Genomic DNA, 22,219 nt, shown 5'->3' on the forward strand with positions numbered 1-22,219 from the left:
TCGCGATTTGTTCGCCAAAGGCGTCACTTCATACCAACGCGCCTCCGACTTCACGCTGGTTTCGGCGCACTTCTTCGAGGCGCGGCCACTACAAGCAGACGGGAGCCACCCGGCTGGAAGTTGCGCCTCCTCAGCTCTCCTCGCCCGATCCGTTCCCCTGCAGCTTCTTTACAACAAGGCTGCTCAGGCCCAGCGCGGCTATCCCGGCCACGGTCGGGGCAGCTTGTTTCGCCCGCTCCACTGCCTGTGCCCCTACGGCCGCAGCGGTTCCCAGTGACCGTTCCTCCCACTGCTGGAAGTTCTCCTCGATCCGCAGCAGCTGGTGGAACTCGTGGATGTCGGCACCGAGCCGGTTCGCGGCCTCGACGACCACCCCGGCGTTGACCCGGTTCCAGAAAATCTTCTCATTGGCCAGCCGGACCGCTTGGTCGACCCTGTCGAGCAGGCACCTGGTGCGCTCGGCGATGGGCTCCCGATGCCCGAGGCGGGACATAATCATGCCCTGGTCGTAGGCCAGAGCCTTGTCCGGCGTCTCGGCCGAGGACCGCTCGAACTCCAGCAGATCCAGAGCCACGGCCAGCTGAAAGCAGCGAGCAATCACCGCGAGCCACTGGGGGATTTCGGCCTCCGCCTGCCTGGCGGCTGAGGCCAGATCGCCCATCCGCGTGCCTTCCAGGCCTTCGGCGAGGCTGGCGAGTTGACTCATGGCATAACTCTGAGCGGCGCCGATCTTCTGGTGCGAATGAGCCACAGTCGACCAGAGCGTCGCGTTCACCTCGCCGGTCTGCCGATGGATCGCGACTGCCCGATCGATGGCGTGGCCGATCCCGACCAGTTCGGCGAGCACGGCGTCGTCCTGTTTACGCAGGATGTCGTCAACCTTCTCGTCTAGGCGGGCCAGTGCCGCGGTGATGTCCGCCATGGACTGCTGGGCCTGGATCTGCGACAGGATGTTGCCCACACCGGAGAGGACGGCCGGGTTGGTGGCCAGGGCCTGCAACCCTGTCTCGACCTTCAGCCATTTCCCGATGTCGCCGGGCCGCCCGATCATGGCGTAGCTGAGGCCCGGGGTGTCGGTGTCCATCAGCCCGATCTCCTTGACCCAAGTTGCGGACTCCTGGTCGAGCTTGAGGTATCGACCCGACGTGGCCGCGATCGAGGCTGCACCCTCGGCGGCGGCGGCCCCCGCCCGCAGAACGCGTCCGAACCGGTCCGGGTCGAGCGGGCGCGACGACGACAGCCGCCCGACCGACTTCAAGAACCTTTCGACGGCAGGCTTCGCGCCGATCACGGCCAGGCTCTCGCCGTCACTGATCAGTTCAACCTCGTGGTTCATCATCATCTCCTGGATAGGTCGCAGTTTTTTGAAACGGAAGAGTCAGGTGCCGGCCGAGCCGGGGGCTCAGTCGTCGCCCAGATGGATGCCGACCAGCTCGACCCGGACACCGCGGCGGGACAGGATGCGGGCGGTGTGCCGCAACGCCAGCTGTGCGAAGGGGAAGAGCGTCGTCTCGGACAGTTCCTGCCCGGTCTTCAGCAAGATGGCGAAGACAACCCGCTTCGGCTCGTAGTTGTCCGGAAGGGGGACACCACGCTTGGCCGCAGCCTTGAGGAACTGCTCGCGTACGTCGGCCTGCAGCAGCGCCTCGGCCGAGACCAGACCCTGGTTGAAGAGGTGGCTGAGCACGTCGGAGCCGGCGGCGGGCTTGACGTGGATCAGAGTGCCGTCGCGCGTCAGCAGGTCACAGACTTCCAGCCGCCACGGGCGGTCGGCCCGCCCACGGACGAAGACCTTGTCCATCGTCACCAGATCGGAGACGTCGTTGCCCACCCGCTCGTTGTACTCGCCTTCGGTCTCGATGCCCTTCGGCTTGCGGCGCCAGGCAGGAAGGGTGATAGCAGAGCGGAATTCGGTGAACAGGGCGGTCATGTCCTGCTGGAGGTTCGTCAGGTACTCCGCGCCGAGCTCGTACCACCTGCCCTCCAGCAGTGTGTACCGACGCGGACCAATGCTCACCGAAGCCTCGATCCAGCGGAACAGGTCACTCTCACGAAGGATCTCGTCCGGGGCCCCGGTGGAAGGCAGCATCCTCACGCGCCCGTGGCTCAGCGCGTCGATACGCTTCTGCGAGGTGCCGAGCCGCTGCAGCAGCTGCTCGATCCATTCGATGGTCAGCTCCACCCGGGGCGTCATCCAGGTACCGCCGCCCAGACGTACCTGGAAAGCCCCGGCCAGCGGATACGCGTCCTGCAGATCGGTGGGAACGGCCAGGGCCAAGCGCTGCTCGTAGTTCGGGCTGCTTGTGAGCGCGCTCTCCAGGACCGCCGACAAGCCGTTAAGCGTGTCCGGGAACGTGACCGGCCTGACGTTGTCCACGAACGCGAACTCGGGGGCGACGTCACGCTCGAGCAGCACTTTCTCGAGCGCTCGAATGTCCGCACAAAAATTGCGTGGAGACAGACCCAAATGGGTCGAGACCGAACCGGCCGCCTCCAGCTTCGGGGCGCGCTCGCCGGCCCGGGAATAGGTCAGGTCGAGGTCGAAGCTACGGCCGTTCAGCTTCCGGACCATCTCGCTGACGGTGTCCAGCCCCAGACCCCACAGGTGTGAGCCACCCGGCACCTGGGTCGAGTCCGTACGGCCCTTGCGGCCGGGCGAGCGCCGGACGATGTCGGAGACGTCGGAGGGGTCCATGCAGCGGATGGCCAGGGCCAGGCCGAAGGTCTGGTCCTTCACCGAATCCTCGATCCAGGTGTACCCGCTACCGAAGGGGACCACATAGAGGCGGCCGTCGATCTCCACGAACAGCAGGGCCCCAGGTCGGGAACCCTTGAACTCCTCCTCGAAGGAGTGGTCGGCCAAGAGGCCCAGGTCATCGCTCCACTCGGGCGCCACCTCCGGCGGCCGCTTGTGCACCAGCCAGGCCGGGGAACCGGCGACGGACTTCGGGGTCAGCTCGGGGTTGAGCTCCTTCTGACAGGTCTCGGTGAGGCAGTTGAGCACGTCGTCGATCCGGACTTCCTCCACAAGACGGTGCAGTGTCATCCGCCTGGTGGTGCGTACCCGGTGCCGCGACTGCTGCCGTGGCACCTCGATCATGTTTCTGGTCGTCATGACCATCCCCCAGTTCGAAACTCGACCCTTGTGACGGTCCGCGGCACGCCGCCCCGGACCGGCGACTCACTGCAGCTCACCCTGTGCGCTGCCGTCGTGCGATGGTTCAGAAGGTGTCGTTGCTGGTGATCCGCCCGTAGTCCTTCACCCGGTCGTCACCCGATAGGCAGCTGAGGGAGACCGTGGTGCCGACGTCGGTCGGGTCGGTAGTGCAGCTGGTTACGGCGACGCCCTCGGTGCCTTTCCAGAATTTGATGTCGACGAGGGCAGAGTCCTTCTCACCCTGGTTGTTGGTCACCTTCAAATTGCGGACGTCGACGCTCCCCAGAGCGTCAGCACTGGCCTTCCGAGCCTTGGAGTACTCGAAACCGGCGACCTCGAAGGCCTTCGCAATCCAGACCTCGAGCGGGTTGTCAGGGCCACCCGGCTGGCCGTCTTTCTCCTAGACCACAGTGAATGCCTCTGGTCTCGTAGGGACCAGAGGCTGCGTACCGGGGTGCCGGGCCTCGCTGTCTTGGTCGTTCATTTGGGCTCCCTAAGGAGGGTCACGGCTGATGGAGGCGAAAGTAGAGGTGGCACAGTCGTTTGTGGTTCGCGGTTGTCAGCGGTTGCATGCATCTCGAGCTGGCAACGGGATCAGTGAACCGTAGCCTGTGAACAATGTCAACGAACTGTATACTCATCTAGTTCACGCCGATGACGCTGCTCGGTGTTACTGAGGGTGGGTGTGCGTTAACTACGTCAACGTAACGTCTGGCTGGTAGGGGTCGGGCCTGTGTACCGTGGTGAACATGTCCAACGGCCCTGACGCCGCTCCTCCAGGACTCGTCTCATCTGCAGAAATCGCCCGCATTGCCGGCGTGACCCGGGCAGCTGTCTCGAACTGGCGCAAGCGCTACAGCGACTTCCCCGCCCCGGTTGTGGGCGGCCGGAACGCGCAGTTCGACCTACAGGCAGTGCAGGCTTGGCTGCAGAGTGAACGCCCGGTCTCCGAGACTCCGGGCGAAACCCAGATCTGGGCCGGGCTCCGGCTCACGCACGGCAACGATGTTCAAGCCGCACTGGCCGACGTCGCCGAGTTCCTGCTGCACGGCCACATCGGCAGGCTCGGGGTACGGGAGCGGCAGGCGCTACAGGGCATGCCCGGTCCTGAGGGGCTCGATGCAGTGCTTGAGCAGGCTGGCATCGGAACAAGCTTGGGAACCACTCAGTCGCTGGTACGAGCGGTTGGTGCGGTCATTGCCGGTCTACCTCGACAGAACAGCGCACCTCCAACCGTGCTCGACCCTGCCTGCGGGATAGGCAATCTCCTGTTAGACGTGGTGCCCGAAGGCACCAAGCTGGGTCAGGAACTCAACCGAGATGCCGCCCGCCTGTGCCAGGCCCGCGCGCAGTTGATGGGTCTTGAGGTCACCGTCAAGGTAGGTGATTCACTCCGAGCGGATGCTTGGAAGACGTACCTGGCCGACATAGTCGTGTGCGAACCCCCGGTCGGCATCAACGACTGGGGGCGAGAAGATCTGCTGCTGGACCCGCGATGGGAGTTCGGCGCCCCGACCAAGGGCGAAGGAGAGCTCGCCTGGCTTCAGCACTGCTATGCCCACCTACGGCCGGGCGGGTATGCCGTCATCGCCCTGCCGCAGTCCGTCGCCAACCGCAAATCCGGTACTCGCATCCGAGCTGAGATGATCCGGCGGGGAGCCTTAAAGCAGGTGGCGGCCCTTCCTGCCGGAGTTGCCACCACCCATCAACAACCGTTGCACCTATGGGTCCTGAGCCGCGACGAGGAGGGGGGAAAGACGCCCGACAGCATCCGAATGGTCGATCTGAGTGGGCCGACGGCCGACGCCCTGGCACCGTCGGTCGAGGTCCCGGCCATCGAACTGCTGGACGAGTTCGTTGATCTCAGCCCTGGGCGTTACCTTGCGGCCCAACAGCGGCCGCCCGAGATCGAGTACACGCGGGTCGCTCAGCGGATGGCGGAGCTCACCGCTCAGTTCAACGAGACTCTCGCGCAGTTTCAGCCGGGGGAGGGCAAGATCGCCGAGACGGACGTCCGGGTCTCGGACCTGATGCGTGCCGGACTGGTGACTGTCACCAGAAACGAGGTCTCGTCAAAGACGGAACAGATAGACGATGAGTTCCTCCGTCGATTTGTCCAAGCGCACGGCGGGACGGTCCGCGGTAGTGGCTCGTTCCGGACGGACGCTCGGGGGGCGCGCATCCCGCAGCTGGACAAGGCCGACCAGCGCCGGTACGCCGAGGCGTTCGCGGCGCTGGACGAAGTCGAGGCCACGCTCAGGGAGCTATCCCAACTAGGGCGGGATACGCTGGCCGAGGCTCGACAGGCCCTGGTGAACGGATGGCTCAAGCCTTCTTCAGAAGAGGCGTGACGAAGCGGCTTTCGGCGCCGTTCCAGGAAACTGCCAGGTACTCCCGAGCGCGGGTGCAGGCCACGAAGAGCAGGCAGCGGTCTCGCAGAAGGTCGTTGTCATGCTGCACCTGATCAACCTCCGCGGCTGTGATACCCGGTGCGTAGGGAAACACCGATGCGCCCGCACCGACCACAGCCACGGCGCGGAACTCCAGGCCCTTCATCGCGTGGGTGGTGGCCAACCGGATGCCCTCGTCGTCGGGTCCCGGATGGTCATCGACCTTCACGGTGAGGATGCCGGCCTTGTCCAGAGCGCCCGCCACCTTGTCCAGCAAAGGCTTGCGCAAACGGCTGCAGACCGCGATCTCAGTACTGTCGATGCCTTGTTCCAGCCAGTCCTCGACCTGACTCACTAGGGCCTCCACCTCGGCAGCCTGGGTCTTGTGACCGGTGACCACGGGCGGGTTCCCGTGCAGGAGCGAGCGGTAGCCGCTCAGGCTGTCATCGCCCTGACCGCTGAGATCGCTGATCGGCGAACCGGTGAGCAGACCGGTGGACCAGGACAGGATCTCCTCGGTGCTGCGATAGTTGACCTTCAGTCGCCGGCTGCGGCCGGTGACCTTGATCCCGACCGAGGCCAATGAGGTCTGCGAGTCGTAAATCCGCTGGTGCGGATCACCGGTGATGAACAGGTCGTCCGGACCCTCAGCCACCGCTGCCCGCAGGAATCGCCACTGGGCAGGATGCAGGTCCTGGGCCTCGTCCACCACGACGTGATCGAAGTTCAGCTCCACGATCCCAGAACGGACGAGGTCTGCTGCCTCGTCGCAGGCGGCGTTGTGGGTCTTCCTGCCCTTGGCCGACAACTCTGCGAGGTACCGCTCGATGGCACTCCAGATCTCGGTGCGCTGAGCACTGTTGCGCCGGACTCCGGCGCCCCGGCCCGGCCGCGCCGCGACCTGGTACGTCGCCTCGTCCTCAATCTTCTGGGCCAGCACGACGTTCTGGTACTCCTGCGCGAGGAACTGTTCCGTCCAGGGAAGGTTTAGATCCTTGCGGACCCGCTTCCAGTCCTGGTGGCTCTCGGATTCGCTCAGCAACTGCGGCTGCTTACCGGTGTGCCGGCGCAGTTGCGCCATGGCCAGCCGGTTGATCGTGCTCACCTCGACGCGTTCCAGCTGATCCGCTTGCCCGATCAGGGTCTCCAGGTTCTCCCGGAGATTGTCGGCCATGGCGTTGGTGAACGTGGTCAGCAGGACCCGGTGCTGGGGATACCGATTCAGAAGATGCTGGACCCGGTGTAGGGCGACGACGGTCTTACCGGTGCCCGGACCACCGCTGACCTGTGCCGACCCGTTGTACTGGGGATGGTAGGCGACGCGGCGCTGAGACGGGTGAAGGAACACCTTCCAGGCCACCAGAGGCTCTTCAAGGGCCTCACGCAACTCCGCGGAGCTGGTCAGCACCTTGATCCGGCTAGGGGTCGAGATGATCGCCTGCTCCAGACTGATCTCGCCCTCGCCGGACGCGCCCCCTGCTTCGGCACGCCGGGGGATGACCACGTCCTGGTACACCTCGTCCACCGTGAATCCGAGGGCCAGGTGGTGCAGGGCCTCGAACTGGTCCTCCGGCAGGAAAGAGCCAAGAGCGGTGAGCTGCTCCAGTTCCGTAACGGTGCGCGCCGCCCGCAAAACCTGTTCGTCGATGCCCAGATACGTCATCTCGTCGTCCGAGACGTGCGCGAACACTTTGGAGACGACCGTCGCGGAGTCGGCGTCCTCTGGCTCGATGATCTCGACCAGCTGATCGATCACGCTGACATTGCGCACTTCGAGGGCATGGGTGGCCGAGTTGACGCTGAACTTCAGCTTGGCCGCCTTGTCGTATGCGTCGTTGTGGGGGAGCACGTCGTACAGGAGGAAAGTGCCATCGGGTTCACCGTCCTCGGGCGCCAGCACGACTCCGCGGTAGAACTGCGTGATCCGGATCGTGCGCATACGGGGGTCCGCGGCCTTGTCCACCGACTCCAGGTGCAGCCCCTTGTCGGCGTACAGTTCGGCGATCGTGCGTTCCTGGAACTTCTCGGTGGCCTTCTGCACGCCCTTCAGAACCGGCTTCTCAAGCTGTGCAAACTTTTCCCAGATGTTCTTGGCCAGAGCGAGCTGAGGCACCATTTCCTCCAAATGACAGCAGAAGAGCGGTTTCACGTTCCGAGCGTTCGACGAGCAGCCTGATCAGAGCAGAACAGCAAGCAACTTCTCCAAGGCGATCCGGTAGCTGACGTCCAGCGACCCGGACTCAGCGTCCGTCAACTCCTGGGTTGCCGTGCTGTAGAAACCCTCGGTCAACGTCTGGCCCACCGCATCGTCCAGATCGGTCACCGACGGGCCCCGTTTTGATGGGGCGATGTGACGCCATGCCACCAAGCTCAGCGGGGTCGCCCCGCCGGCAGTAGCCGCGTCGCAGAGGTGCTCGAACTCTCGCGCCGAGACGCACCACTCACGACTTTCGGAGAACTCGGTGGAGAGCATTCAGAAACCCACCCTCATGATCTTGTCTGCTTATCAAGCGAGCCAACCGTCAAGAATGGCGAGGGCCCTGGCCCGGGGGAGGAACAAGCTCGGACACATAGCACGACTGGCTCAGCGGCCGATCGAGTTCGGGTTTCGCGGGGGCCATACGGTTGTAGGCAGCAAGGACGAGATCCCGGGTGCGGTAGGTGCCGTGGGCCTTGATCTCGTTGTTCATCAGGCCACCGGTATCTGTCCGGAAGGTGCCCATGATGTACTCGGCGTCGTCGCGGGAGATGCCGTAGAGGTAGAAGAACAGCGCATCCAGCTCGGCGCGGATGTGGGCGCGGCGATCGTCGTCCCAGATGAACGGCTGACCTGTGTCGTCGAGATCGGCTGCCAGGCCAGCCATGTCGTGGGCGGTGTAGGTAAGCTCGAGGACGCGGGGAACGATGAAGTCTAGGTGTGGGTCGAGCATCTTAGGGGTCGGTACAGGGAGTTGCTTCCATGTCATCAGTGCCATGTGAATCCCGCCAATTTTCTGACGGCTAATAAAATCGAAAACAAGAGAGCTCTGGACGGCAATAAGGCCAGCTGTTTGGCGTGGGGAAGTCTTTGGGAGCATTACCGGGAAGGTGTGTCCGACCGCGCTTATTGGTAGAAAGGCCGGAATTGATGTGCGCTCATTGGTGGATGAAGTTACATCGCACCAACCGCACAACCACTCGCGCTCCCAGCTGAGCTTGCGTAGTGATTCGCGGACCCCATCGACTTTGACGTCGCGATCACGTCGTCGAACTTTAATGGCGCCATTTTCATGGACCCAGTTTAACGAGAAAGCAAAACGAGAAGGATTGCGCAAGTCGGTCTGCTGCAAATAGCGAGGTTGATTTTGTCGGTTAAGGGCGGTTTCGCTCCGTATAACATCTGCTGCACGATGGTTGAAGAAGTCTACCATCTTGGCTTCGTAGAGTGGCAATTTTCGTTCGTTGCCCTTGACAAAGATGTTTCCCTCCAGCGCCCACCCGGCTGCTTCGAGCTCGACCTGGGTCTGGAAGATGTCCGAGTCATCGGTCATATCGAAGAGGCGGGTAAAACTAATCTTCCACGAATTTCCCCTAGGCTTCCGTTCGTTCCACAGAACGGGAAGACGCCGGTACACGAATGTAGTGAGGTCAGCGTCTCGCCGATTTCTGAAAACTGGGAGCGTGCCGGAGTTTGGGTTGATGAGGGTGATCTCATCCGGGGTGAGGGTGAAGACCTTGGACCGGTCCTCCAGCTCCATCGTGTCGCCAAGGAATGAGGCCAGGCGTGTCTCGGGTTCGGTGACTTCAGCGCCAGTCAGTGAGAGGAGGCAGAACTTGATGCGTGAGTCAACTCCCGGGAAAAAGAGTCTTGCTTCGCCGCGGGATAGTCGAGAGCGTCGGTTCTCAAAATCGAAAAGGCTAGCGATGCGGCCACTGCTGCTAAGCTTCCCGAAGAGATGCTGTGCGCCAGCACCGGTGCCAATAGCTGTTGGGACGATGACTCCAGCACGGCCGCGTCCGGCGATCAGGTATGAGGTCAGCTCTGCGAAGAGTTGATCCACGAGCAGAGAGTTCACGCCCTTGATGCTCAAACCTTTGGCCATCGACGGATAAGAGCCAGAGCTTCCCATGAAGTGGAACGAGCCCTTCACCCGCCGACGGGCTTGGTTGTAGCGTTCACCAGCTTCAGGGTGCTCGTTCATCCAGTTCTGGATTTCGGCGCGCCGTTTCGCGCCGGCCATAGCGGCAATTCTGGGCTCGACGATGCTGAAGTACTTCTTGTCCTCGAAGTCGATCTTGTCCCAAGGCGGGTTGCCGAGCACGCAGTCGAAGCCGCCGGGTTCGTCGTCCGGGAAGATGTTGGGGAACTCGATGTGCCAGTGGAAGAACCGGTACAGATCGCGCAGGCGGATGATCTCCTGGTGGGTCTCCCGCTGGATCTCCCCATCCGGCTTGTTGAGAGACAGGAAGGTTTCCTGGGTGACCGCGAACTTTCCTGCCCCTTTGGTTTTTTCCCAGACGAACGCGGCGCACCACGCGTCTGCACGACGCCGGGCAGTCATGTATCGACTGGAGGTCAACAGTTGCTCGTAAGCTTTGGTCTGGCGGCGGACATCGGTCAAGGCATCGGCCGGGGCAGCGGTGATCTCCAGCATTTCCCGAGCCAGTTCGGCGGTGGAGATCTTGGGCTGCGTCGGCCGGTCGAAGAGGGTCTCTTGTGGGGTGCGCTCGAGCTCGTTGCGGTCGGCGAGCGAGCGCACGATGTCCTTGTCGTCTCCCTCAATGAGCTTGAAGGCCCTGGCCGGGACACCCTCGGCCATCAGTTCGGGAGTGGTTCCGATCAGAGAGTTCCCGTGCTTGATGTGGGCGTCCAGGAATCCCAGCGGCTTGCCGGGTTCCATGGCCTCCAGCCACAGGGAGACCTTGGCCAGTTCGACCGCCATCGGCTCCAGGTCGACTCCGTAGATGCAGCGGGCGATGACCTCGTGCAGCGCGTGGCGGACGGACTCGATTGTCGGTTCGGGGTTTCCTTCCCTGACTGCGGCCACGCGCTTGGCGATGCGTCGGGATGCGGCTACGAGGAAGTGCCCGGAGCCGCAGGCGGGGTCGCAGACCGTGAGGCTCAGGAGTTCCGTAACGATGCTGTCGGTCGCGTCGGGGCCGGTGGCGGTCTCTTCGCCGCGCTTAACTGCGTCGTCGATCACCGGGTTGAGGCTGGAGTCGAGCAGGACCTCGATCAGGGATGTCGGCGTGTAGTAGGAGCCGGTCTGCTTGCGGTCGTTGCCAGCCCTGTTCTCCAGCTCGAACGTCTGGTCGGTGTCGCTGTGCTTCGGGACGAGTTCGAGGAGGGACTCGTAAATAGATCCCAGTTCCTCAGCGCCCATGTTGCGGTAGTCGATCTGCCGCCAGCGGGCGGCGTTCGGGTCGTAGGCGCGGTCGAGATGGCGAACGGCGTCGAGTAGGTATTCGTTGGCGAGCTGTGCGCCGTGCAGGGGGTCGCTGTCCGCCAGGTCGAAGAGGCCACCTAGACCTACCAAACCCAGCTCCGGACGCCCATTGTCGTTTGCAAGGGACGTGAGGACAAGGTGCAGGGTCGAGTAGAGGTCGTGGTGCGTCGTACCTCGGCGCTTTCGGGCGACCTGACGTAGGTGCGCTCCGGAGAAGTACTTCGCGTATCGCTGCTTGGCCAGCTCGTCGGCGTCGTTCGGGTGCAGCAAGTTCCGGTCTTCGGCGACGAAGAGGAAGATCATGCGGTAGACCAGGCGGAGCAAGGATCGGTGCAGATCGTGGGCATCGATGTTCTGGCGTAGCGCGGCATTGGCGGGATGGCGGACGAAGCCGGTTCCCAAGGCTCGGATGGCCTTTTCGACGCCGTCGCGCTGCTGGTCCAGGGCACGGGTGCCGGAGTCGATGGCCTCGACCCGCCAGGTCTCCAGACGGCAGCTCGACGGAGGGGTCCCGGGGGCGAGTTCGAACCGGGAGACATGGAGAAGCCGGTAGAGCAGGACGAACTCGCTGAAGAGTTCGCCGTCGAAGATGGCTTCGAGGTCGAACTCCACGTACGAGGCGGTGGCCAGTGCGCTGGAGTCACGCAGCAGACGGATCTGGCGGCCGTTGGAGAGCACCGCCCAGAGATGGGTGCTGCTGCGGTTCAGGCATTCCTGAACCATCGACTGCGCGGGCACGGTGCCCGGGGCGCTGCGGGTGTCGAGTGGGGCGTTCCATACAGCCAGGTGGATTGGGACGTGGTCCCAGCGGTGGCTGACCGGAAAAGTCTTACTCTGGTCATCGCTGCTCAGGCCGAGAGAGCCGTTGGCGGTCAGGTGGCCGTATCCGAGTTCATTGAATAGGGGTTCGAGCCACTGATTGATCGCGATGCCGGTGGGGTCGGCCGGCGCCTGCGGCTGTGAGGGCAGCTGCTCGCGCAGTTCTTTCCAGATCGAGCGCAAGTAGTCCCAGTGACGCTCGGCCTCGTCGCGAACGGAGCGGCGCTTGCCAATCACTCCGTAGTCGGCCGGGGCCGAACCGGAGACGTCTCGACCCTCGGAGATCCGGGCGAGCATGTCGACGGGCAGCAGCGCACCGATCGTGTGGACGGCCGAGAACACCTGGTGGTGGGCGGTCGCGGACATCAGTTGGCCCCTCCGGTCGGCAGGTAGACGTAGACACCGAGAACGTCGGCGGGGTGCTGGGCGGTGACCTTTAGACCACGGATGATCTCGCCGGCGGTGCTGCGCACCTGCCTGTGCGAGTCGAGCAGTTCCTCGGCGAGGCGGTCGCCCACGCTGTCGAGGTGCCCGGTCAGGTCGGTCAAGGAGTTGAGGACGCGGTTGATCGTGTTCGTGGCGAGAGTAGCCTCGGCATTGGCATCGGGTCTGGCTTCCAGAAGTGCCTTCGCAGCCTCCGATTCGATCCAATGGGGGTTCGCGGGCGCGCCCGTGAAGGCGAGCAGACGCGCGTCCTCCGCAACCAGTTGTCGTGTTTCGCTTGCCCGGGACGGAAGCGTCAAATGGAAGCGGTAACGCACCAGGAGCAGCGTGGTTCGGGTCGGGACGTCGCTGGTACGTATGACTCCGGCACGACGCGCCGGGCGGGGTCCAGCAACCTGGCGGTCCAGGGCAGCATTGAGGACGTGTGCAGCCAGGGCGCTGATGACCGGGTCGGTACGCACCAAGGCGGCTTCTCCGCGCGAGATCGCCGGTGTGGTGCGGAAGGGGATGCTGCGACCGCGTTCGATAGCCGTTCCGACGAACGGGGCCAGGGCATCCCGGACTCCGGCGGGCGTGTCACTCACGTCGGCCCGGAATCCTTCGGGCTCGTCATGGATGACCGCGCCGAGAGCGTTGAGGGCGTTGCGGGTGAAGTCCTGAACCTCGCCCGAGCGTCCCAGCGACTGCCGTAAGGCAGTCACCTGGACTGCGACGTCCTCTGGGTGGATGGCGTTCTGGGCGAATCGCGATCGAGACTGTTGCTCGCGCTTGGCTGCTGACTGCCATTCGTCGTGCAGGGCTGCGGTCTTGCCCTCCACCGCCTGGGTCATCTCGCGGATGTCGAACAGTTCCTGCTGTTCGCCCTCGCGTTCCTTGCGCATCAGTTCATTGACGATGGCGTCGGTGACGCCGTTGGACGAGGAGTCCGGGACTGAGACGGCGATGCCCAGGTCACGCTTGATCTGCCGGTGTTTGCGCAGCAGGACTTCCAGGACCAGGCTGTCGATGCCGTTGTCCTTGCCGAACATGGTGATCACGCGCACTTTGTCGCGCTTCTGGCCGAAGCGGTCCACACGGCCCTCACGCTGGTCGTGCCGTGTGGGGTTCCAGGCCAGGTCGTAGTGCACCACGGCGTCGAAGTGGTGCTGCAGGTTGACGCCCTCGGAGAGGCAGTCGGTGGCGACCAGAACCATTCTCGTGTCCGGGTCGAGGGCACGCTCGGCGGCCAAGTCCTCGATCCGCTGGATCCGCTGCTGAGGGGAGAGCGTGCCGGTGACTGAGCGGACCAGCGTCTTGCGCAGCTTGGCACCAAGTACCTCAGCCACGTATTCCGCGGTCGGGATGTACCGGCAGAAGACGATCGGCCGGTACCCCGCTTTGAGCAGCGCGTTGACGTGCTTCATCAGGTCTTTGAGCTTCAGGTCGCCGTCGAGGCCCTCGAGTTGTTCAGCTCTGGCGGCCAGTTCGGACAACCGGGTGGCGGCCTCGCCGAGCTCGGCGCCGGGGGCTACATCCAGCCCTTCGAGGAGGTCGCTGTCGGTGGAGTCGCTGGTCAGGGGCGCGCCGAGGGCGTCGGCCTCGGCTTCGGTGCTCGCCGCTGCGGTAGCCGACCGCGTGGTGAGCGTCTGAGCGGCGGCCCGAGGGGAGGAGACCATGGAGCGCAGGAGGGCAATCGCCGACCACCAGGCGATCCGGTTGTCCCGCCCACCCTGGGCCGAACGGACGCGTTCGCCCGCGTACGCGACGGCGTCTTCGAGGAGCGCCTTGTACTCCGGGGAGACCTTGTAGGGCTCGTCCTTAAATTCTCGGTCCTCAGGGAAGGACGTCTGCTCGGCCAGAGCGTCGTTGGCCAACCCGTCCTTGGTGGTGAGGAAGCGCCGCACATCGGCGCGCTTGCGCTGGACGAAGTAGTTCGCCAAATGCCGGCGACCTGCCTCGGTCTCCAGGTTGACGTCTTTGAGCGAGGGTTCCAGCAGGCCCAGGAGGTTGCGGAAGGCGCTCTCCTTACCACTGTGTGGGGTGGCGGTCACCAGAATCAGATGACGCTGTGGGTCGGCGGCGATGCGTTTCATCAGTTCGTAGCGCAGCTGATTGCTGGTGCGCTGCTTGACGTCGTCAGCGGCGACGCAGGTGTGCGCCTCGTCGACGATGACCAGGTCGGCACAGTGCTTGACGAAGTCGTCGCGGTGGCGGGGCGACTTGATGAAGTCGGTGGAGACGATGACGTGCGGATGCTTGTCGAACAGCGACTGGCCAAGGTCCAGACCCCGCTCCAGACGGGCAGCGGTGGACGCCAGGACCAGTTCGGCGTCGATCCCGAACTTCTCTCGAAGCTCGTCCTGCCACTGCTCGGCCAGCGCCGGAGCGCACAGGATCGCCAGGCCTTTTGCGCTGCCCTGAGCGAGCAGTTCGGTGGCGATCAGGCCGGCCTCGACGGTCTTGCCGATCCCGACGTCGTCTGAGATCAGCAGCCTCACCGTGGGCTGGCGCAGCGCCATCAGCAGAGGGACGAGCTGGTAGGCCCGGGGTTCGACAGCAATGCCGGCCATCGAGCGGAACGGCCCCGCCCCGGCCCGGAACCCGATACGCATGGCCGATAGCAGCAGGCCGGCCGCCTGGGCGTTGCCGAGGTCGTTGGCAGCCGGGGGCTGGAAACTGGCGCTGTCAATGTCCTCCAGCGCCGGGAACACGGCAGCGATGTCGTCGTCGGAGCCACCCAGGGGGCGCAGCACCAGCATGTCCTCGGCGCTCTCGGGCAGGACAACCCATTCGCGGCCGCGGGCCGAGACCAGGGAACCGGGGGTAAAGGTGCTCATCCTCTACTGCTCCTTGCCGAAGTAACTGGCGTGCTGGTCGACGATGCCGGACCAGTCGGCCCCATGCGGGAACCGGACCACGTCCCAGCCCGCGTCGTACAGGCGTTCCTCGGCCTCGGCATCTCGCTCGGCCACCGAAGGGTAGTCGTGGACCGGACCGTCAATGAAGACGGCCACGCTCGCCTTGGGCAGGCGATACACGAAGTCCGGCCGGGCGGAGGCGGGCTCAATCAATTCCTGGGCGCCGTCCGGCATCCGCAGCCCCTCCTGCTTCAGCCAGGCCAAGAATTCCTTCTCCAGGCTGGATCCGGCGCTGTTCTGCAGCTGCTCGAACTGCTCGGAGCGGGACTGACCCGCCCCGGTGCTCAGCACGGTTGAGCCGGCCAGCCGCAGCAGCAGCTTGACGATGGTGGTGCGGTCGATGACGCCGTGGTCGAGCTGGTTGCCGTAGGTCAGGAGGCACTCGTAGCAGCCCTTGGCGCAGGGACGCTTCGGATCCGCCCCACCCAGATCGTCGCCGTCCGGACTAAAGTGACAGATTTCCAGGGCCTTGAGAGCAGCCTGGGCAAGGGCACCGGGTTCGGCCTGCAGCCGGCGCAGCACGCCGGCGCCTCCCTCGGCCGCCTCGGTGAAGAGCATCCGGTCCCGGTTGCCTTCCTCCGGAGGGAGTAGTTCGCTGGTGAGCTCTGAATCCTCCAATTCGAACGCAGCTTCCACACCGCGCTCAAGCGCGTACATCAGCGTGGCCGCGACCGGATAGGGCAGTGGATCGTCCAGGCCCAGGACCAAGACGTTGCGCCGGTCCTCGACGAACGGAAGGACGCGCTTGCGACGGCGCTTCTCGTTGCCGCCGGAGTCGATGACCGGCATCTGGCTGGAGTCACCGGCAGCTTCGGACGCTGCCTTCTCGTTCATCCACTCGCCGGAGGCCGGATCCAGCCAGAAGCCTTCCGGGTCGTCCTTCTTGGCCCGCAGACGTCCATGATTGACGATTCGGATGGTTGCCGAGTCGCCGTAGGTGACACGGGCGAGGCTTTCGCCATCGTGAGTGACCAGACCATCGCGTCGGCCGGGACGGTCGCCGTGACCGGTGAACCGGTAGGAGGTGACCAGCCTGAATCCGGCCCGACGCCGTTCCTCCTCGTCCGAAGAAATCCGCTCGCGGATCTGGGTGTAGACCGTGTGCAACTGCAGCAGGTTGTCCTTCGCCGCAGGCAAGGGGGTCTCACACATTTCACAGACGTTGTCGTTCGGGCCGGCGTCATGGTGGTAACCGCACTGACCGCAGCGAACAGCAGAGGTCATCACGATCTCGCCGGCGGTCTCCGGCGGCAGCTGGATCCGGGTCACCTGATACCGCGAACCTTCGTGGTAGATCAGCGCCCCTGGACCGAACTCGCGGATCGCCAGGAACCGCGGCCGCTGTAAGTAGTCCCCGTGTGCCTTGCGCCGGGCTGAGGACGACACATAAGCAGCGAGCGGAAGTCGCGGGAACGAGTACCCCGGCAAGAAGCCCTCGCTGGCCAGGTACCGGTAGGGATTGAAGTCGGACAGGACGGACTTGCTCTCCACGCTCTCGTTCTTCAATAGGCCGATCTGGGTTTCGGCCTCCCGACGACGCCGGGTGGCGGTCTGGCGGTCCCGGTCCGACAGGGTGTGATCCAGTACCCGGCGGTTCTGTTCGGCCTGGTCCACCAGAGCCGCCCGGAACAGCTCACGCCAGCGGTCGAAGGACCGGTTGAACCGCTCGGGCGCCTGCCGGAGCGTGTCCTCCAGCCAGCTGTCCTCCCACCAGTTGGTGGACGTGTGCAGCTCCTCCAGCAGGGTGCCGAAGACGACGGTGGCTGACTTCAGGGCACGTTCACGGGCCTGCGGCTTGGCAATCGCAGTCAGGACGTCCTCGTGCAGGGGCAGCTGCGGATTGGGCACCCGGGCGTTGTCGTCGTAGGCGACGTCGATCACGCGGGGGATCGCCTGCCCCAGCTTCAGTCCCGCCTCAGCCAGCCAGAGGGCATGGACGTGCGAGCGCAGCAGGTCTTCGTTGGTCAGGTCGAGGCGCGGCGGCTGGACCGCGCCGGCGACCATCTGCTCGGACTTTCGGAAGTAGTACTGGTCATGGCTGTTGCCGTTGGCGCAGTAGGTGACGACGAGGGCGGGCTGCCCGGAGCGTCCGGCTCGGCCGCTGCGCTGGGCGTAGTTGGCCGGTGTCGGCGGCACGTTGCGCATCATGACCGCGTTCAGGTCGCTGATGTCGACGCCCAGTTCCATGGTGGGGGAGCAGTACAGCAGCTTCAGATCGGCTCGTCGGAAGGCTTCCTCTCGGTTCTCCCGCTCAGCCGGGTCGACCTGGGCAGTGTGTTCACGGGCGAAGAGATCGCGCAGATCCGAGGCTGTGTCCTGGTACAGCGTGCGGAAGAACGCGTTCACCCGCGGGCCGTCGCCACTGGCATAAGTGCGGGTCAGCGGGTCGTGAGCGCCTTGCTCGCCGGTGCCGGCCCGCCAGAGCATCGCTGCTGCGGACACACGGTAGCCGGTGGGCATCTTCGCGCGGGCACCGAAGCGGGGGCCGCCATTGCGGGGCGGAGCGGCCTCGACGCGGGTGAGCATGTCGCTGTCGGCCAGCAGGTTGAGCAGGTCCACGATCACAGCCTGCGTGTCGTCGATGCTGAGACCATCGAAGTGCCTGCGGCGCAGATATTTACCGAACTTTGCGCGGCCGGAGAGATACAGCCCGGTGGGGTCGGTGCCCTTGCCCGAGGACTGCGGATAGGCGATCGCCACTTGTGGACGGTCGGCGTTGCTGAGCATCCAGAAGTCGGTGAGCCGGGATTCGCTGGCCTCACGAAGCCGGTCGAAGTCGTCCCGGAAGTAGCTGACGTCGATGGCCAGCGATCGTCGCAACTCGTCCATCAGAGCGGCCATGATCTCGACCCGCTGAGCGGTGTCGGCCTTGACCAGCGGGTCGGCCAGGGACTGCCAGCGCTTTTCCTGCTCAGCGATCCAGGGCAGATCCGGGTACTCGATGCGGAGCAGGCCGGTCTGCTCAAGGTTGGGCATCGTCACCCGCCATCCCCGCTCCAGATCGAGATACAGGCGGAAGGCGATCACGTCCTTGACCGTCTTGGCCGCAGCCTTGGCGACCATCGGCGAGGGCTCTTCCTTGCCGCAATAGTCGTTCGGGTGCAGCCCCATGGCTGCCACCACCGCGTCGGCCAGGTACTCGTGCTGCAATCCCTCGTCCCCGGCCTCGCACAAGGCGTGGTAGAGCGAGCTGCGAAGCTGTGTCACCTGAACGAAGTCGTTGAAGTGACCGGCCTGCAGCGAGGCGTCCTGCCGGTTGTCGACGAAAGTAAGAAGCTTGCGAGCTTTCTTGCCGAGGGTCTCTTCCGGCATCGCGTTGAGCGAACGGACCACCGATGACGAGACTAGAGACGTGGCTGAGGAACGCCCTTCCTGGTCGAGCGTGGCCAGTTTGGCGAAATCCTTGCCCCGGGCCTGTTCGTAACTGACCTGGCAGTGGGGGCAGAAACGGAAAGGCGCCGGGATAAAGGCCGCTTCCAGATCGCCTGCTCCTTCGTTGCCGTAGACGTCGACAGAGATCTTGCGGGGGAGCTTGTCCCGGTAGTTGTCCCGGACGGACTCGTTGCCGGCGACGTCCGTCTCCAGCCAGGACTCAGGCAACCGCCGGTCCTTGAGAACCTCTTCCAGCGACCCCGGCCAGGGACGTCCGTCGGAGGCCACATAGAGGTAACCGTCATCGGTACGCCCACCGGTACCGACGGTGTCCCGCCGCGGTTCGTACACGTACCCGTCGCCGTTCTCACGCCGAGTGCGCCAGACAGTGAGGAACTCCTGTCCGCACTCGCGGCAGAAAGCCAGCGGCAGCAGGATCTTTCCGTTGGAGTGAGGCTGAATCCGCTGGTAGTCGCGGGTCCGATGACGGATCAGCGGGTCTTCCAGGGTGACGTAAACGGTGTCGCCCTTGGACAGGAACTGGTGAAGCCGGAAGGCGAAGAGGGGACGTTCGGTGACCGGATGACGTGCCTGGGAACCCGCCCGCAGGGTGAGGCGAATGGCCTGGATGCACTGGTCCTGGGTGACACCGGTCTTCTCCGCCAGTTCCAGGGCGGCTGTTTCGATGGTGCTGGGTGTTTGCCGGACGATCCGGCCGTCCTCGTCTTCGGTCAGCCCGAAACGGCCCTCGATCCAGCGTGCCAGGTCGTCCTCGACCAGGGTGGAGTAGCTCTGTGGGGAGGACGTCGCCTTCAGACGCGCGGGGCCGGGCGTCACCTCGCTGGTCGCGGTGCCGCGGATAAGGGTCTCGCCGATCACGTGCTCAGGGCGGATTTCGGTACCGAACAGCGTGCTTGCGACCTCCGCGACGGCCTTCTGCTGCTGGGCAAATGTCCCCTCGCTCGACATCGTTGCGGATGTGCCGACGCACTGCAGGTTCCCGGTCTCGCAGGCCTCGCGAACCCGGCGGATCAGCAGGCCCACGTCAGCGCCCTGGCGACCGCGGTAGGTGTGCAACTCATCGAAGACCAAGAACTCCAGGCCCTGGGCCATCCGGATCAGGGCATCCCGGTCGTCCGGGCGGGTGAGCATCAGTTCGAGCATTACGTAGTTAGTCAGAAGGATGTCCGGCGGATTCTCACGGATCTTGCGTCGGGCCTCATCGCTCTCCTGGCCCGTGTACCGAGCGAATGTCACCGGCTCGTTGCCGGCGCCGTAGCCGTTGCGGAGGTACTTCTCCAGCTCACCCAGCTGGCTATTGGCCAGTGCGTTCATCGGATAGACCACGATGGCGCGGACCTTGGCCTTGGGGGAGGGGTTGCGCAATACGCGGTCGACGATCGGAATGATGTAGGAAAGCGACTTGCCCGAACCGGTGCCAGTGGTGAGGACGTAAGAAGCGCCTTGCGCAGCAATGTCGATGGCCTCGCGCTGGTGCCGGTACAGCGAGATCGGCCGGCCGTCGCAGGTGGTGCTGCCGTCCTGCTTGCCCGCCTGGAAAATACGGGCCGTCTCTTCGTGCAGCACCTTGTCCCGAACTAGGGCGTTCACCGAACCGCCGTCTGCGAACCAGGGGTTGAGCGAGAGCCACGGATCTGGCCACTGCGTCTTCGCGTCGAGCTGTTCCTCGACGAACTGGGCGATCCGATCGTCGCGGATCGGGGCCGCGCCCTCGGTGAAGCTGCGGTAGTCCTTGATCAGCTTCTCGTGAAGCTGGAAGACATCCATGCCACCCAAAGCGGGCGCGGCGACTGGGGCGTCTTTGTTGAAGGAAGGCTGCGGCGTCAGAACCCGGGTCATCCCCTTCTGGAGACAGAGGACAGGGTTATACGCCTCCCAACCCTCCGGCGCCGGCTCGGTGGCCTCGGGAAGAAGGTCCAGCAGGTGCTGGCGGACCGAGCCGGCGTCGGCAGGACGGCTCTCGGGCTCCTTGGCCAGCAGCTCGCCGATCAGACGACGGAGCGCCGTGGGCACATCGGGCCGCAGCAGAGCTAAGGGCGGCACATCTTCGTTCAGGTGTTGGAGACCGAGCTCATGAGCCGACTGACTGGTGAAGGGGGGGCCGCTGGTCAGCAGTTCGTACAGGACACAGCCAAGGGCATACAGGTCGGCGGCCGGGCCGACGGCGGACGCCTTGAACTGCTCGGGAGCCATGTATCGAGCGGTGCCAAGGGTAATCCCGGTGCCCGTCAGCTTCCCAGCTTCCTGATCCTCGGTGATCCGGCCCATCCCGAAATCCAGAACTCGGACTAGGCCCCCCGGCTGGAGCATGACATTGGCCGGCTTAAGATCACGGTGGACCACATCGGCAGCGTGGGCGGCGGCCAGGCCCGCAGCCATCTGGGCGCCCAGCGCGATTGCCCAGCTCACGGGCATCTGGCCAACCTCGTCGGAGACGGTGCGCAGGGTGTGGCCCTCCACGAACTCCATGGCGATGAAGGGCCGCCCCTGGGCCACGTCGACCGCGCCGCTGACGAAGCGTGGAAGGTTCGGATGCGACAGGCGGCGCATGATGCGAGCTTCGCGCTCGAAGCGCTTGATCGCCTCGTCGTCCTGGGTAGTCACGTCGGCACCGGACTTGGTGCGCAGGACGACCTTGACGGCGACGACATAATCCGGGTCGGTCGGCCCTACCGTCTGGTCTTCAGCACGGTAAACCTCGCCCATGTTGCCCTTGCCCAGAACGCCTACGATCTTGAAGCGGTCGCCCAGCTTCTCGAGCTTCACAGTCTCTCCCGTGCCTGTGTTGGCGCTGCCCCGTAGGTGTCGGTACGTGGGGCCACGAAGAGCGACTGTACACGAGCTCTCATCGGTTGTGAACGATTGTCCGTTGACAAAGTCAACGACCAGGAACCGTATAGTCATGCACGGTTGGACGGTCCCAGCGTTCGGCGGAGGTAATGGCTGAGTGCTGAGCGGTTCTTCTGGAAGAATCTGGTCATGTCCTGGTTTGGGGGAGTACGCACGTCGATCCCGGTCACGTCGAGCGAGACGTTCCTGATGGCGGGTGAGGCACGCGAGCTGATAGAAGCCGAAACTGGTTACGGCGACCATGACAAGCATCCTTTGGCCGAGCGACCTTCTGACGACTGGGCAGGGGCTGCGACACTCCTACTGGCGAGGGTCCAGCTCCAAGAAGCGATCGCGATCCTGTCGACGCTGCTCGGCGAAGACGTTTCTCACTGGACCCCGGAGCGCCTCGGTGAAGAGCTGACCTGGCGAGTAGAGGCGGCGACCGATGACGGTGAGGACGACCTCTCGTTCGAGATTGGCATGCTCGGTGAGGCGCTCACCTTGTTTCGGGCTCTTCACGTAAGCCCCACGGTCAGCCACGCCTATGCCCCAGACGGCTCGATCAGCTTCACGCATTCCAGCGTCCGGCTCCCGGAGATCCTCCATTTCGGCATCAAGGGCAACAGCAACGGTGAGTTGGAGGACGACCCAGCCACTGTTTTCGCTGTTGCCAGGGGCTGCACGCTAGATGCCGCCCGAGTGGCTGAGCGCGTTCGGCGAGGAAAGGAGGCCTCTGGCGGATAAGTCTTCGGCGAGCGTCAATAGGCGGTGGTGTACCGAGCTGGCCTGCCCTCTCCGAAGAATAGATGCATGACCTCGCTGGCCGATGACGTACTACCCCTGATCCGTACCCGCGCCGAC

At 64.5% G+C, this 22,219-nt stretch carries 10 protein-coding genes; 2 read left to right on the top strand and 8 right to left on the bottom strand.

The annotated features are described in order from the left end of the window. Window positions 1–130: 130 nt before the first annotated feature. The 3 genes from LWF15_RS33555 to LWF15_RS33565 form a co-directional block, all read right to left on the bottom strand. Window positions 131–1,339 carry a hypothetical protein gene (locus LWF15_RS33555; RefSeq protein ID WP_232815027.1) on the bottom strand — a complete coding sequence of 403 codons (1,209 nt, stop codon included), beginning with the start codon at window positions 1,337–1,339 and terminating at the stop codon, window positions 131–133. Between the two features lie 63 nt (window positions 1,340–1,402). Continuing rightward, entirely contained in the window at window positions 1,403–3,115 is a 1,713-nt protein-coding gene (locus LWF15_RS33560; protein WP_232815028.1) for a DUF6119 family protein, read from the bottom strand. A gap of 106 nt (window positions 3,116–3,221) precedes the next feature. Beyond that, on the bottom strand, window positions 3,222–3,413 hold the full coding sequence (locus tag LWF15_RS33565; protein ID WP_232815029.1) for a hypothetical protein: 192 nt from the start codon (window positions 3,411–3,413) through the stop codon (window positions 3,222–3,224). Window positions 3,414–3,906: 493 nt separating this feature from the next. On the opposite strand from LWF15_RS33565, the gene LWF15_RS33570 reads away from it, so the two are divergent. After that, window positions 3,907–5,508 (top strand): N-6 DNA methylase, encoded by a 1,602-nt coding sequence (locus LWF15_RS33570; protein ID WP_232815030.1) that lies wholly within the window; start codon window positions 3,907–3,909, stop codon window positions 5,506–5,508. Here the strand turns inward: LWF15_RS33570 and LWF15_RS33575 are convergent. The 5 genes from LWF15_RS33575 to LWF15_RS33595 form a co-directional block, all read right to left on the bottom strand. After that, window positions 5,483–7,660 (bottom strand): ATP-dependent helicase, encoded by a 2,178-nt coding sequence (locus LWF15_RS33575; protein WP_232815031.1) that lies wholly within the window; start codon window positions 7,658–7,660, stop codon window positions 5,483–5,485. The genes LWF15_RS33570 and LWF15_RS33575 overlap by 26 nt on opposite strands. Before the next feature lie 63 nt (window positions 7,661–7,723). Next, a complete protein-coding gene (locus tag LWF15_RS33580; protein ID WP_232815032.1) occupies window positions 7,724–8,020 on the bottom strand; it encodes a hypothetical protein in 297 nt (98 codons plus the stop codon). Window positions 8,021–8,069: 49 nt separating this feature from the next. Then, window positions 8,070–12,158 (bottom strand): Eco57I restriction-modification methylase domain-containing protein, encoded by a 4,089-nt coding sequence (locus tag LWF15_RS33585; protein ID WP_232815033.1) that lies wholly within the window; start codon window positions 12,156–12,158, stop codon window positions 8,070–8,072. Then, window positions 12,158–15,052, bottom strand: coding sequence for a DEAD/DEAH box helicase (locus LWF15_RS33590; protein ID WP_232815034.1), 2,895 nt, complete (start codon window positions 15,050–15,052; stop codon window positions 12,158–12,160). Before LWF15_RS33590 ends, LWF15_RS33585 begins: the two co-directional genes overlap by 1 nt. A gap of 3 nt (window positions 15,053–15,055) precedes the next feature. Next, complete coding sequence (locus LWF15_RS33595) at window positions 15,056–21,292, bottom strand: protein kinase domain-containing protein (protein WP_232815035.1); 6,237 nt, start codon at window positions 21,290–21,292, stop codon at window positions 15,056–15,058. A gap of 213 nt (window positions 21,293–21,505) precedes the next feature. On the opposite strand from LWF15_RS33595, the gene LWF15_RS33600 reads away from it, so the two are divergent. Further along, window positions 21,506–22,102: a hypothetical protein gene (locus LWF15_RS33600; RefSeq protein ID WP_232815036.1), complete on the top strand. Its 597-nt coding sequence runs from the start codon at window positions 21,506–21,508 to the stop codon at window positions 22,100–22,102. Window positions 22,103–22,219: the final 117 nt, after the last annotated feature.

The sequence above is a fragment of the Kineosporia rhizophila genome (genome assembly GCF_021277265.1).
Lineage (GTDB): Bacteria > Actinomycetota > Actinomycetes > Actinomycetales > Kineosporiaceae > Kineosporia > Kineosporia rhizophila.

Excerpts from the sequence above, each read along its gene's own strand:
- LWF15_RS33570 (WP_232815030.1), top strand. The coding sequence starts at position 3,907 with ATGTCCAACGGCCCTGACGCCGCTCCTCCAGGACTCGTCTCATCTGCA.
- LWF15_RS33560 (WP_232815028.1), bottom strand. The coding sequence starts at position 3,115 with ATGACGACCAGAAACATGATCGAGGTGCCACGGCAGCAGTCGCGGCAC.
- LWF15_RS33555 (WP_232815027.1), bottom strand. The coding sequence starts at position 1,339 with ATGATGAACCACGAGGTTGAACTGATCAGTGACGGCGAGAGCCTGGCC.
- LWF15_RS33580 (WP_232815032.1), bottom strand. The coding sequence starts at position 8,020 with ATGCTCTCCACCGAGTTCTCCGAAAGTCGTGAGTGGTGCGTCTCGGCG.
- LWF15_RS33590 (WP_232815034.1), bottom strand. The coding sequence starts at position 15,052 with ATGAGCACCTTTACCCCCGGTTCCCTGGTCTCGGCCCGCGGCCGCGAA.
- LWF15_RS33600 (WP_232815036.1), top strand. The coding sequence starts at position 21,506 with ATGTCCTGGTTTGGGGGAGTACGCACGTCGATCCCGGTCACGTCGAGC.
- LWF15_RS33585 (WP_232815033.1), bottom strand. The coding sequence starts at position 12,158 with ATGTCCGCGACCGCCCACCACCAGGTGTTCTCGGCCGTCCACACGATC.